The organism is Streptomyces spinosus (genome assembly GCF_020400655.1).
GTDB classification, from domain to species: Bacteria; Actinomycetota; Actinomycetes; order Streptomycetales; family Streptomycetaceae; genus Streptomyces; species Streptomyces argyrophylli.
This window is the reverse complement of the sequence record NZ_JAINRC010000030.1, coordinates 1-12756: the sequence shown is the minus strand read 5'-3', so window position 1 is coordinate 12756 and position 12756 is coordinate 1. Positions and strand designations below refer to the sequence as shown.

Below are 12756 nucleotides of genomic sequence, written 5' to 3'. Positions count from 1 at the left end.
GCCCGGCCTCCTTACCGGGACGAAGACACCTGCTCCGCCCGGTGCGTTCCGTGCTGCTGTGGGACGCACCGGGCGGGCCCCGAACCAGGGAGTGATGCACGTGCCCAGGCAGCCGGTACGGGTCCGGTCCGCGGCGGGACGCCCCGTGCGCCCCACCGTCGCGGCGAACCTCGCTCGCACGGGCGGTGCCGGGTGAGCGCGCCGACGGCCGTCACCGGGGAGGCCGGGCAGGAGGAGCCGCTCACGCGCTTCGAGGCGCTGATAGCCCAGGGCGGGACGATCGAGCCGCGCGACTGGATGCCCGACGGTTACCGCCGCATGCTGATCCGTCAGATCGCCCAGCACGCCCACTCCGAGATCATCGGCATGCAGCCCGAGGGAGCATGGCTGACCCGGGCCCCGTCGCTGCACCGCAAGTCGGTGCTCATCGCCAAGGTCCAGGACGAGGCCGGCCACGGCCTGTACCTGTACTCCGCCGCCGAGACCCTGGGCGTGGACCGCGCCGACCTGCTCGACGCCCTGCACCTGGGCCGCCAGCGCGCCTCGGCCACCTTCAACCACCCGGCGCTGACCTGGGCGGACACCGGAGCCATCGCCTGGCTGACCGACGGCGCCGCCGTCATCAACCAGGCCCCCCTGTGCCGCACCTCCTACGGACCGTACGCGCGGGCGATGCGCCGCGTCTGCCAGGAGGAGGCCTTCCACGTGCGCCAGGGGTACGACCTGATGCGGGCGCTGTGCGAGGGCACGCCCGAGCAGAAGGCGATGGCGCAGGACGCGGTGGACCGCTGGTGGCTGCCGGCCGTGGCGCTGATGTTCGGCCCGCCCGACACCGAGGCGGGCGGGGCCGACGCCCGGACCGCCGCGCTCGGGGCCGCCGTCTCCCGCCGCGCGATGGCCTGGGGGATCAAGCGCCACACCAACGACGAACTGCGCCAGCGCTTCGTCGACCAGTGCGTCCCGCAGGCCGAGCGCCTGGGCCTGACGCTGCCCGACCCGGCCATCCGCTGGAACGAGGAACGCGGCCACTACGACTTCACCCCCATCGACTGGGACACCTACCGCACGGCCCTGGGCGACGACACCCACTGGGCGCGCCGCCGCATCGACCACCGAAGGACCGCGCACGAGGACGGCGCCTGGGTACGGGAGGCCGCCACCGCGTACGCCGCCCGTGAGGAGGCGGGTGCGTCCGCGGACGCCTCCGGCCCGGCGGTCCCCCGACAGGCGCAGGAGGAACGCGCATGAACCGCGACGAGGGCGCGCCCGCGTCCTGGGAGGTCTTCCTGCGGGCCCGGCGGGGCCTGGCCCACCAGCACGTGGGCTCGGTGCGCGCCGCCGGTCCGGACGCGGCGCTGGCGGTCGCCCGCGACCTGTACACGCGCCGCGGCGACCCGCTGTCGCTGTGGGTGGTGCGTTCGGACGCCGTGCACGCGGTCTCCCCGGACGAACGCGACCCGTACTTCGCGGGCACCCACGGCAAGCCGTACCGGTATCCCGAACACTTCCCGCCGCTGACCGAGGAGGGGTCGGAAGGTGACCACGACCAGTGACGAGCGGGTGGACCGCGCGGCGGACCACCGGCCGGAACCGGCCTCGCCCGGTGCCACCCCCGGGGTGGGCGCACCCGGTCGCCCGGCCCGCGCCCCACACGCCCCGGCGGACACCGGCCTCGCCACCTACCTGCTGCGCCTGGGTGACGACGCCCTCGTGCTCGGGCAGCGGCTGTGCCAGTGGATCACACGCGCGCCCATGATCGAGGAAGACCTGGCCCTGTCCAACATCGCCCTGGACCTGATCGGCCACGCCCGCACCCTCCTGACCCTCGCCGGGCGGCTCGACGGGACCGGCCGCACCGAGGACGACCTCGCGTTCACCCGCCACGAGCGCGACTTCACCAACACCCTGCTGACAGAGCTGCCCAACGGCGACTTCGCGGTGACCGTCGCCCGCCAGCTCGCGTACACCCACTACGCGTCCCTGCACTACGAGGCTCTCGCCGGCTGCCCGGACCGCGAACTCGCCGCCTTCGGCGCGCGGGCGGTCAAGGAGGTCGCCTTCCACCGGCTGCACGCCGACCGCTGGGTCCGCCGGCTGGGCGGCGGCACGGCCGAGAGCGCGCGCCGGATGCAGCGGGGGCTGGAGCGGGTGTGGCCCTACACCGCCGAACTCTTCGACGAGGACGACCTCGTGCGGCGCCTGGCCGCCGCCGGCACGGTGCCCTCGCCCGCGCCACTGCGCCCGGTGTGGGAGCAGCGCGTCACCGAGGTCGTCACCGGGGCGGGGCTCACCGTGCCCGTCCCCTCCTGGCGGGCCCGGGGCGGCCGTTCGGGTCTGCACACCGAGGAGTTCACCGATCTGATCGGGGAACTGCAGTCGGTGCGCCGGCAGTTCCCCGGGGGAACCTGGTGAACGACACCGCACGGGCCGCGGCGCCCCTCGCCGCGGAGGAGGTACGCAGGCGGGTGGAGGCGCTGCCCGATCCCGAACTGCCCGTGATCGGCCTCGGCGACCTGGGGGTGGTGGGCTCCGTCGGTCCGGGGCCCGACGGGATCCTGGAGGTGGAGATCACCCCCACCTACCTGGGCTGCCCCGCACTGCCCGCGATGACCGCCGCCGTCCGCGGGGTCCTGGCCGACTGCGGCCACCCGGACGGCCGGGTGCGGCAGGTGCTGTCCCCGCCCTGGACGACCGACCGCATCACCCCTCGCGGACTGCGCACCCTCGCCGCCCACGGCATCGCCCCGCCGGTGCCCGCGGCGGGCGGCGGCCCGGTCGCCGTGGAGCTGGGCGCCGTCGCCTGCCCGCACTGCGGTTCGCGCGCCACCCGGCCGCACAGCCCCTTCGGCCCGTCCCGCTGCCAGTCGGTGCTGTGGTGCACGGTGTGCCGCGAACCCTTCCCCCACCTGACCGCGCTGTGAGGCACACCGTGAACACCACCGCCACCCCACCGCCCGCCGGGCAGGAGACGTCCGCCGAACGGGGCGTGCGCCGGGGCACGCGTACCCGCTGGCACCCCGCCACGGTCAGCGAAGTGTGCCATCTGACCTCGGACGCCGTGGCCGTCACCCTGGAGGTGCCCGCCGGCCTGCGCGAGGTCTTCGCCCACCAGCCCGGCCGGCACGTCGTCGTACGCCACCGCCGCGCCGACGGCGAACTGCGCCGCGCCTACTCGCTGTGCCCGCCCCCGCACGACACCTCGGCCCTCCGCCTGGTGATCAAACGCGGTGCCCCGGACGGATTCGGGGCCCACGCGGTCCGCCGTCTCGCACCCGGCGACCGGCTCGAACTGTCCGCCCCCGCGGGCCACTTCGCCCTGCCCGAGCTGCCCGGCGCCCACCACGTCCTGATCGCCGGCGGCTCCGGCATCACCCCGCTGGCCGCGCTGGCCGCCGACGCCCTGCGCCGGGACGCCACCTGCCGGGTGTCCCTCCTCCACTCCGTCCCGACCGCCGCGCAGGCCCTGCTCGCCGACGAACTGGCCGCCCTCAAGGACATGTTCCTCGACCGCTTCACCGTCCTGTACGTCCTCACCCGCGACGAGCAGGACACCGGCGGGCCGTTGCGCGGACGGGTGGACGCGGGCAAGCTGTCCCGCCTGCTCACCGTCATCGGCGCCCAGCCCGCCGGGGACACCACGTTCGCCCTGTGCGGACCACCGGGGATGATCACCACCGTACGGCGGTTCCTGGACGGCCGAGGTGCCGATCCGGCCCTCGTGCGCTGGGAGTCGTTCACCTCCGGTTCCACTCCCCCCTCCGCCGGCCCCGCACCGGCCCGGCGGCCGGCCCCGGCCGCCGGGACGAGCCGTGTGACCGCCTTGCTCGACGGGGTCCGCCGGCGGACCACCGTCGAACCGCAGGACGCGGTGATCCTGGACGCCCTGCTGCGCGCGCACCCGGACGTGCCGTACGCCTGCCGCGAAGGTGTGTGCGGCAGCTGCCGCGCCAAGGTCCTGTCCGGACGGGTACGAGCCGACCGCCAGCACGCTCTGGACGACCGCGACCGCGCCGAGGGCTACACGCTCGTGTGCCGGGCACGGCCGGACTCCGCCGAGGTGGTCGTCGACTTCGACGCATGACGCCCGCCCGGCGTTCGACTCAGGGCACCCGCCCACGACCACCACACCCCGCCAGCACGCACCGAAGGAGACGCACGTTGAGCACCACCGCCCGCCTCGCGGGAAAGACCGCCCTGGTCACCGGAGGCAGCAGGGGAATCGGCCGGGCCATCAGCCGTCGCCTCGCCCAGGACGGCGCACTGGTGGCCGTGCACTACGGCCACGACGCGAGCGCCGCCGAGCGGACCGTCAAGGAGATCGAGGCCGACGGAGGCCGCGCCGTCGCCGTGCACGCCGAACTCGGAGTGCCCGGCGACGCCGACACCCTCTGGTCCGCCTTCGACCGGGTCCTTTCCGACCGGGGCCTGGACGGCGGCCTCGACATCCTCGTCAACAACGCGGGCATCACCGTCCCGCGCCGCATCGCCGACGTGACCGAGGCCGACTACGACCGGGTGTTCGCGATCAACACCAAGGCACCGTTCTTCATCGTCCAGCGCGGCCTCGACCGGCTGCGGGACGGCGGTCGGATCATCAACATCTCCTCCGTGGCCACCCGCGTCGCGTTCCCCGCCATCGTCTCGTACACCATGACCAAGGCCGCCCTGGACTACCTCACCCTCGCCCTCGCCCAGGAGCTGGGGCCCCGGGGCATCACCGTCAACGCCGTCGCCCCCGGCTACACCGAGACGGAGATCAACCCCACGCTCGCCGTCCCGGAGATCCGCCGCAGGTACTCCGAGGCATCCGCCTTCAGCCGGCTCGGCCAGCCCGTGGACATCGCCGACGTGGTCTCCTTCGTCGCGAGCGACGACGCCCGCTGGGTGACCGGTCAGTGGATCGACGCCTCCGGCGGAGCCCACCTCGGCGTGTGACCCCCGCCTCCGGCTCCGGCTCCGGCCGGTTCCCGAACCCCTCCCCCGCCATCCGCGGCACCCTCACGCGGCCGTCCCACCTCACGGCCGCAGCACAGGAGATGCGATGAACGACCGCACGACCGCTCTCGCCGAGCCGGTCACGGACGACGTCCTGACCCAGCCCTTCACCGGCGCGAGCCCCTACGACAGCTATGTGCACGCCTCCGTCCTCAACTCCATGCAGCACCCGCTCACCGACGCGCCGGACGAGATGGGTTTCCTCGTCACCACCCAGGTGATGGAGCTGTGGTTCACCTTGATCGTGCACGAGTGGCGCACCGCACGGGTGGCCTTCGCGAAGGACGATCTGCGCGCGGCCATGGACGCGCTCGTCCGCAGCCGCCGGGCTCTGACGGCGCTCAACGGCGCCTGGGCGCCCATCGCCGCGCTGACGCCGTACCAGTTCAACGGTTTCCGGGCCGCGTTCGGCAAGGCGTCGGGATTCCAGTCGGCGATGTACCGGCACATGGAGTTCCTCCTCGGCGACAAGTCCGCCGGCCTGCTGCGCGCACACCGGGGCGACCCGGCCGTCCACGAGGCGCTCGGCGAGACCTACCGCGAACCGACCCTCTACGACGAGGTGCTGGCCTTCCTGCACCGCCAGGGTCTGCACGTACCGCTGCACGTCCGCGAGCGGGACGTGACCGGCCCCTACACTTCCGACCCCGGGGTGGTGCAGATGTGGCGGGAGATCTACGCCGGACCACAGCACCACCCGCACCTGGCACTGGGCGAACTGCTCACCGACATCGCCGAGCTCGTCACCCGCTGGCGTTTCGAACACGTCCTGGTGGTGCGCCGCGCGATGGGCGCGAAGCCCGGCAGCGCGGGCTCCGCGGGACTGGCCTGGCTGGAGCAGCGCGCCGCCCGCCCGGTCTTCCCCGAGCTGTGGGAGGTGCGCGGTGACATCTAGGGTCATCTCCGCCTTCGCGGCCGAGGAGGAGCAGCGGGTACTGAGCCTGAAGCCGGTCCTCGCACCGGTGCACGGCCGCTACGGCGACCATCCCCACCAGGTCTACGACGCCTGGCCCTCGGACACTCCCGGCGCCCCGCTGGTGATCCTGCTGCACGGCGGCTACTGGCGCTACGACCGCATGCACCTGACCCCCTTCGCCGCCTACCTCGCCGAGCAGGGCTTCGACGTCCTGCTGCCCGGCTTCCGTCGCTCCGGAGGCGCGGGCGGCTATCCGGAGACCTTCGACGACGTCGCCCGGATCGTCGACACCCTTCCGCAGGGGCGGCCGTACGTGCTGGCGGGCCACTGCTCGGGCGGACACCTGGCCCTGTGGTGTGCCGCCCGCGGTCTGCTGCCGGCCGGCTCGCGCTGGCACACGCGCACCCTGCCGACCGGCGTGCTCGCCCTGGCCCCCCTCACCGACCTCGCCGCCACCCGCCGCGACGACCTCAGCAACGGTGCCGCTCTGCAACTGCTGGGCGGGGCGGAGCACTTCGAGGAGCGGATGGCCGAGGTCGACCCCCTGACCCTGCTCCGCGACGCCGGCACCACCGGGGTGCCCACGGTCCTGCTGCACGGCGCCGCCGACGAGGAGGTCCCCCTCAGCCAGTTCACCGACTACGCGGCCGTGCACCGCGACCTCACCACGGTCGTCCTGCCCGGCACCGGCCACTACACCCTCATCGAACCGGGCGCGCCCGGCGCCCGTGCCGTCGCCGACACCCTCCGGGAGATGGCGGCGTCCTTCCCCGCCCGGTGCCCCGGCCCGGCGCACGAGGAGCCCGCGCACCGATGACCACCATGCCGACGACCGACCTGACCGAGGTCGCCGCGCGCCTCGACGCCGACGACCCGCTGGCTCACCTGCGCGACCGCTTCCTGCTCCCCCCGGACGTCGTCTACCTCGACGGCAACTCCCTGGGCCCGCTGCCCGCCGCCGTCCCGCCGGTCCTCACCGACGTCGTGACCCGGCAGTGGGGTACCGACCTGATCGGCTCCTGGAACGGCAATGGCTGGTGGGAGGCGCCGTTGCGGGTGGGCGACGCCATCGGCGCGCTGATCGGGGCCGCGCCGGGCCAGACGGTGGCGGGTGACTCCACCAGCGTGCAGCTTCACACCGCCCTCCACGCCGCCGCCTCGCTCCGACCGGACCGCGCCCTGCTGGTCACCGATCCCGACCACTTCCCCACGGACCGCTATGTGGCCGCCGCCGTCGCCGAACGCCGCGGCCTGGAGGTTCTGCGGGTTTCGCCGGCCGACCTGTCCGGCTTCCTCAGGACGGAGGGGGACCGGGTGGCCGTCGTCAGCTACTCGCCCGTCGACTTCCGCACCGGGGAGCTGTACGACATGCGGGGCGTGACGCAGGACGCGCACCGCGCCGGCGCGCTGGTCCTGTGGGACCTGTGCCACGCGGCCGGGGCCCTGCCGGTCGAACTCGACGCCCTCGGTGTCGATCTCGCCGTCGGATGCGGCTACAAGTTCCTCTCCGGAGGCCCCGGCGCCCCGGCCTACCTGTACGTGGCACACCGCCACCACCGGGACCTGCGCACCCCGGTGCCGGGCTGGACCGGGCACGCCGACCCCTTCGGGCTGGGCCGGGACTACGCCCCCGCCCCCGGCATCGCCCGGGCCCGTATCGGCACTCCCCCGATCCTGTCCCTGCTCGCCCTCGAGGCGGCCCTGACCGTCTACGACGGTGTGGACCTCGCCGAGGTCCGCGCCAAGAGCCTGTCCCTGACCGGGTTCCTCCTGCGCTGCGCCGACGAACTCCTCACCCCCTTGGGTTTCGCCTCCGTCACCCCCTCCGACCCCGGCCGCCGCGGCAGTCAGGTCTCCCTGCGCCACCCCCACGCCCACGCCCTGACCCGGGCGCTCGCCGACCGCGGCGTGATCGCGGACATGCGGGCCCCCGATCTGCTGCGCTTCGGCGTCAACGCGCTCTACACCACCCACCGGGAACTGCTCACGGCGGCGTGGTGCCTCCGGGACATAGCCGCCGAGGCCGCCTACGACCCGAATCCGCGGGGGCGGGGCCCGGTGACATGACGTACCTCGGTGACCACTGATGGCCGTCCCGCCGGACGCCGGCCCCGTCACCGCTGCCTCGTCCCCCCGTCGCCGCGGGCCGGGAGGCCCTCGTGGACGCCCGGCCTGGGCGGCGGGGGCGAGGCGCCGGTCGCCGTACCGCTCGTCGGACGGATCGCCGCCGCTCCCGCCGAACCGGTGGGCTCGGTGACCGCTCACCGGCCCCCGGCCACCCCGCTGCCGAAACCCCTTCGCCACCGCCCGCCCGCTGTCCGGTGCACGGCCGGTCACTTTCCAAGGCTGTGGCTGAGGATGCTTTCGGCTGTGTCCGCGATCGTGTCCTCGATGGGGCGTGCCTTCCAGTCGAGGAGCTTCTCCGCCTTGGCGGCGGTGGCGTCGAGGTCGCGGCCGAGTTGGTGCTTGAGAAGACGTAGTTCCGGGTTCACCGTGGCCAGGGCGCGGGTGAGCCAGACGGGCAGTTCGCGGGTCGGGGCCTTCTCGGCGCGTTCGCCCAGGCGGTCACGGAGTATGCGGGCGATGTCGATGACGCGCAGGCTTCGCCCCGCCACGGCGAGGAAGCGTTCGCCGGCGGCTGCCGGATCGGTCATGGCGCGCAGGTGCAGGTCGGCGACGTCGCGGACGTCGACGTAGCCCATGGCGAAAGGCGGGCAGGCGGGCATCTTTCCTTCGAGCATCCTGCGCACCAGGCGCAGCGAAGGCGGGTCGTCGGGACCGAGGAGGGGGCCGAGGACGCCCACGGGGTGGACGGCGGCCAGTTCCATGTCTCCCCCTTCTTCCCTGACGAACTGCCAGGCAGCGCGCTCGGCGACGGTTTTCGAGCGCTGGTAGGGCGGGATATCGGCATCGACGTTGGTCCAGTCCTCCTCGGTGAAGGGGGTCGAGCGTTGCGGGTGTCCGATGCCGACGGCGCCGAAGGCGCTGGTGAGGACGGTGCGCCGGACGCCCGCATCTCGGGCGGCGCGCAGTACCCGCAGGACGCCTTCCCGGGCGGGGACGATAAGTTCGTCGTCGGTCGCCGGGGTGCGGCGCAAGGTGGGTGAGGCGACGTGGAGGACGAAGTCGCAGTCGTCGACGGCGGCTTCCCAGCCGTCGGGGTGTTCGAGGTCGGCGCGTACGACGGTGAGACGGTCGTCGTCGAAGGTCGCGGCCGCGCGCAGCCAGGAGCGCAACACCGGTTCGCGGCCCAGGTCGCGGACGGTGGTGCGAACCGTGTGGCCGGCGTCGAGCAGGGCGAGGACGCACCAGCTGCCGATGAACCCGGTTCCTCCGGTGACCAGTACTCGTGTCATGTGTGTCTCCTCAGCTGGTGGTTCGTGGGTCGAGGACGGTCGGTACGGGTGCCGCGGCTCGTCGGGCGATTGCCAGGCTGCTACCGGGGAGGGCGCGGCTGCTCGTGACCGGGTAGATGACGGCGCGTTCGAGCATGCCGGTGTTCCGGATCCGGCCGGTGAGGGCGTCGGCCGTGAAGAGGGGGAAGGCCGGCAGTCCCGCGGTGCCGAGTGCGATGCTCGTGACCGACCGGCGCGTGCCGAGGCCGACGCGGGCTCCGCCGGCTCCGACGGCGACCGCCGTGACGCTGCCGGCGAGCACGACTGCCCGCGCACCGAGGGTGTGGAAGACGATCCGGCCGTTGCCGACCGGGTTCATCAGAGGGACATGCCGGGGACGCGCCTGCGGATGGCCTCCAGTTCGGCCTCGTCCGAGACGCCCTGCCAGTCGTACCGCGGCGTGTACGGGGCTTCCAGGGCGCGCACCTCGTCGTCGGTCAGCTCGATGTCGAGGGAGGCAACGGCCTCGTCGATCTGCCGGATCGAGCCGGCGCCGACCAGCGGCGCGGTGACGACCGGCCGGCGTCGCAGCCAGGCGAGCGCGACCTGTGCACGGCTGACGCCGTGGGCGTCGGCCACCTGCCCGACCGCGTCGAGGATCGCGTGGTTGGAAGCCTCCTGCTCGGGCGAGTAGAGCAGGTCCGCGTACGCGCCGTCCGTCTCGGAGCGCACCGTCGAGCGGGCGTCGTCCCACGCGCGGGCGAGACGGCCTCGGGCCAGCGGAGACCAGACGAGGGTGCCGACACCCTCGTCCAGGCACAACGGGATCATCTCCCGCTCCTCCTCCCGGGCGAGGAGGTTGTAGTGGTTCTGCATCGACACGAACCGCGCCCAGCCGTGCTGCTTCTGCAGGTGCAGTGCCTTCGCGAACTCCCAGGCGTGCATGGACGAGGCGCCGAGGTAGCGGACCTTGCCGGCTTTCACGAGGTCGCCGAGTGCCTCGAGCGTCTCCTCCCACGGGGTGGAGTGGTCGTTGCGGTGAATCTGGTAGAGGTCGATGTAGTCGGTGCCGAGGCGGCGCAGCGAGTGGTCGACCTCGGTCATGACCGCCTTACGCGACAGTCCCCGTCCGTTCGGTCCCGGGCGCATCGGATGGCGCAGCTTGGTGGCGATCACCACGGTGTCCCGGTCGGCGAAGTCCTTGAGCGCCCGGCCGAGGATCTCCTCGCTCGACCCGTTCGAGTACATGTTCGCGGTGTCGAAGAAGTTGATCCCCGCCTCCAGCGCGTGCTTGATGAGCGGGCGCGCCTCTTCCTCACCCTTCGACCAGACGGGGTGGCCCCGGTAGGGCTCGCCGTAGGTCATCGCGCCGATCGCGATCGGTGACACGTCCAGGCCGGTGGTGCCCAGCTTGATGTAGCGCACAGTGCTCCTCTAAAGTAAGCGGAGAGGTCTCCGCATAACGTAGTGGAGAACTCTCCGCTTAGCAAGGTGAGGTCCCGTGGTCCGTTCGGACGCCCGCGAGAACAGGGCGCGCATCCTCCAGGCCGCCCGCGAGGCGCTCGCGGAGGACGGCAGCGCGTCGATGAATCAGATCGCCCAGCGCGCCGGGGTCGGCCCGGGCACCCTGTACCGCAACTTCCCCACGCGCGAGGCACTCGCCCTCGCCGTCTACCAGGACGAGGTCGAACGCATCACCGGCAGCGTGCCGGAGCTGCTCGCCGGGATGCCGCCCCTCGAAGCGCTCCGCCACTGGACGACCGACCTCGTCGAAGCGATGCGCAGGAAGCACGGCCTCGGCGACGCGCTCAGCCCCGGCGCCCACCAGGCGATGAGCGAGCAGAGTTACGGGCCGGTCATCGCCGCGATCACCCAGCTGCTCGACGCCGGCAAGAAGGACGGAAGCATCCGCACGGACGCCGACCCCGGCGACTTCCTCCAGCTCACCGGGGCGCTGTGGCGTGCCGCTTCCGGCCCCGAGGACCGGTCGCCCCGCATGCTCGCGCTCATCCTCGACGGGCTCCGCACACAGCCGCAGCGGTAGAGGCCACTGACGGTTGCGGGTCTCGGCGAGCAGCACGTGGAAGCATGTGTGCCGATCGCCGACGGCCGATACGGCCGGCGCGCCTCATCCGGAGCAGGTCAGTCCGATCACCCGCAGCCTCCGCCGGTCGAGGTCGTCACCCACCAGTCTCCTGGAACCATTCGCGCAGGCGCTCCAGGAGTTTTTCCGGCTGCTCCTCGGCCAACCAGTGGCCCGAGTCCTCGACGGGCCGGACGGTGACCTTTTCGGCTACCTCCGAGAGCATCTTCTCCGCTATGGGGAGGAAGAAGCTGGCTGTCCCTCCGAGTCCCAGCACGGGCATCTTGATCTTGCCCTTCTCCGTCAGGATGCGCCGGTTGTCCTCGGCGTCCTTCTCGAACGCCCTGAACAGTTCGATGCCCGCCCGCATGGCTCCTGGCTGTGTGTAGTCGGCGACGTAGCGTTCCGCGTCCGCGAGCGAAATGGCGTCGGGGTTCGCACTCAGCCTGACGTAGAACGAGCGCAGGTACGGGAACTCGTGGCCGGCGATGAGCATCTCGGCGGCGTTGTCCGCGGCTCCGTGCAGGTGGAAGTGCCAGATCCTGTTCTTGCTGTAGCCGGTCGTCGCCACAGCGCTTTCGTATCCCTCGGTGCCCGGGATGGGGGCTTCCGAGACCATGAGGCGCTCGACCTCGTCCGGCCAGAGGGTGGCGTAGGCGTAGCCGACGAGCATCCCGAGGTCGTGGCTCACGATGGTGATCGGCTTCCGCACGCCGAGGTGACGCAGCAGCGCCCTGATGTCACCCGCCATCGTCTGTTTGTCGTAGCCGCCCTCGGGCTTCGAGGACCCGCCGGCGCCGCGGACGTCGGGGGCCACGACGAACCAGCCGTCGGAGTGCAGCGGCTCCATGATGTGGCGCCATTGCCACCAGGTCTGGGGCCAGCCGTGGATGAGCACGACGGTTTTGTCGTCTCCGCCTTTGGACGGCGGTTCGCCTGCGGTCACGTAATGGATCCGGACGCCCTCGTGCTCGAACATGTTGTGGTGGAACTCGGGCATGGCGTTGCTCCTGGAGAGAATGGGCGGCATCGCTGTTCCGCCGACCGGTCGAAGAGCGTGTCGGCACCGAGGGACTCCGTGCCGACCGGTCGAAGAGCGTGTCGGCACCGAGGGACTCCGGTAAACGGACCGAACGCCGGTATCCAGGTCGCACCACTTGCTTGTTCCTGAGCGACGCGCTCTTGAAAAGGCTACGACCGGTGTGACACGGCTGCATGCCGACGACGTGTAGGTCGGCTGTGCGCGATCCTCCCGAGGAGGGACCCGCCCCTTCGTGCCATGCGGCTCCTCAAGAGGCGCTACGGCACTGCTCGCCGGTCACCTGGCCGGACGGTGCAGGGCGAGGTCCGGCTCGCTGAAGCGGCTGGAGACCGCATTGGCCTGGTGCCAGTGCGGATAGATCAGGTCCGGTGCGCTGACCTTGTCC

Annotated in this window: 14 protein-coding genes; 10 read left to right on the top strand and 4 right to left on the bottom strand. The window is 72.6% G+C overall.

From position 1 onward, the window contains the following. Nucleotides 1-192 precede the first annotated feature (192 nt). The 9 genes from paaA (at nucleotide 193) to kynU (ending at nucleotide 7978) form a co-directional block, all read left to right on the top strand. Entirely contained in the window at nucleotides 193-1248 is a 1056-nt protein-coding gene (gene paaA / locus LG395_RS37990; RefSeq protein ID WP_225813695.1) for a 1,2-phenylacetyl-CoA epoxidase subunit PaaA, read from the top strand. After that, complete coding sequence (locus LG395_RS37985; protein ID WP_225813693.1) at nucleotides 1245-1553, top strand: 1,2-phenylacetyl-CoA epoxidase subunit B; 309 nt, start codon at nucleotides 1245-1247, stop codon at nucleotides 1551-1553. Before paaA ends, LG395_RS37985 begins: the two co-directional genes overlap by 4 nt. Nucleotides 1554-1617: 64 nt before the next feature. Beyond that, nucleotides 1618-2412 (top strand): 1,2-phenylacetyl-CoA epoxidase subunit PaaC, encoded by a 795-nt coding sequence (gene paaC / locus LG395_RS37980; protein ID WP_225813797.1) that lies wholly within the window; start codon nucleotides 1618-1620, stop codon nucleotides 2410-2412. After that, nucleotides 2409-2921, top strand: coding sequence for a 1,2-phenylacetyl-CoA epoxidase subunit PaaD (gene paaD / locus LG395_RS37975; RefSeq protein ID WP_372463520.1), 513 nt, complete (start codon nucleotides 2409-2411; stop codon nucleotides 2919-2921). The genes paaC and paaD overlap by 4 nt, the downstream gene beginning before the upstream one ends. An 8-nt stretch (nucleotides 2922-2929) precedes the next feature. Continuing rightward, nucleotides 2930-4081, top strand: coding sequence for a 2Fe-2S iron-sulfur cluster-binding protein (locus LG395_RS37970; RefSeq protein ID WP_225813688.1), 1152 nt, complete (start codon nucleotides 2930-2932; stop codon nucleotides 4079-4081). Between the two features lie 77 nt (nucleotides 4082-4158). Then, complete coding sequence (locus LG395_RS37965; protein ID WP_225813686.1) at nucleotides 4159-4935, top strand: SDR family oxidoreductase; 777 nt, start codon at nucleotides 4159-4161, stop codon at nucleotides 4933-4935. Between the two features lie 106 nt (nucleotides 4936-5041). Continuing rightward, on the top strand, nucleotides 5042-5890 hold the full coding sequence (locus tag LG395_RS37960) for a tryptophan 2,3-dioxygenase (RefSeq protein ID WP_225813685.1): 849 nt from the start codon (nucleotides 5042-5044) through the stop codon (nucleotides 5888-5890). Continuing rightward, on the top strand, nucleotides 5880-6728 hold the full coding sequence (locus LG395_RS37955) for an alpha/beta hydrolase family protein (protein ID WP_225813683.1): 849 nt from the start codon (nucleotides 5880-5882) through the stop codon (nucleotides 6726-6728). The genes LG395_RS37960 and LG395_RS37955 overlap by 11 nt, the downstream gene beginning before the upstream one ends. Continuing rightward, nucleotides 6725-7978, top strand: a complete 1254-nt coding sequence (kynU, locus tag LG395_RS37950; RefSeq protein WP_225813681.1) for a kynureninase — start codon at nucleotides 6725-6727, stop codon at nucleotides 7976-7978. The genes LG395_RS37955 and kynU overlap by 4 nt, the downstream gene beginning before the upstream one ends. A gap of 266 nt (nucleotides 7979-8244) precedes the next feature. Here the strand turns inward: kynU and LG395_RS37945 are convergent, their stop codons facing one another. From LG395_RS37945 to LG395_RS37935, 3 genes are read right to left on the bottom strand one after another with little or no spacing between them, the layout of a single operon-like run. After that, nucleotides 8245-9267 carry an SDR family oxidoreductase gene (locus tag LG395_RS37945; RefSeq protein ID WP_225813679.1) on the bottom strand — a complete coding sequence of 341 codons (1023 nt, stop codon included), beginning with the start codon at nucleotides 9265-9267 and terminating at the stop codon, nucleotides 8245-8247. 10 nt (nucleotides 9268-9277) lie between these two features. Then, the gene (locus LG395_RS37940; RefSeq protein ID WP_225813677.1) at nucleotides 9278-9625 is read right to left on the bottom strand and encodes a hypothetical protein; all 348 of its coding nucleotides are present in this window, start codon (nucleotides 9623-9625) and stop codon (nucleotides 9278-9280) included. Next, on the bottom strand, nucleotides 9625-10671 hold the full coding sequence (locus tag LG395_RS37935) for an aldo/keto reductase (RefSeq protein ID WP_225813675.1): 1047 nt from the start codon (nucleotides 10669-10671) through the stop codon (nucleotides 9625-9627). The genes LG395_RS37940 and LG395_RS37935 overlap by 1 nt, the downstream gene beginning before the upstream one ends. Nucleotides 10672-10747: 76 nt before the next feature. Here LG395_RS37935 and LG395_RS37930 point away from each other — a divergent pair, with 76 nt between their 5' ends. After that, nucleotides 10748-11290 carry a TetR/AcrR family transcriptional regulator gene (locus LG395_RS37930; RefSeq protein WP_225813673.1) on the top strand — a complete coding sequence of 181 codons (543 nt, stop codon included), beginning with the start codon at nucleotides 10748-10750 and terminating at the stop codon, nucleotides 11288-11290. A 136-nt stretch (nucleotides 11291-11426) separates the two neighbouring features. On the opposite strand, the gene LG395_RS37925 is transcribed toward LG395_RS37930, so the two are convergent. Then, nucleotides 11427-12329: an alpha/beta fold hydrolase gene (locus LG395_RS37925; protein ID WP_225813670.1), complete on the bottom strand. Its 903-nt coding sequence runs from the start codon at nucleotides 12327-12329 to the stop codon at nucleotides 11427-11429. Nucleotides 12330-12756: the final 427 nt, after the last annotated feature.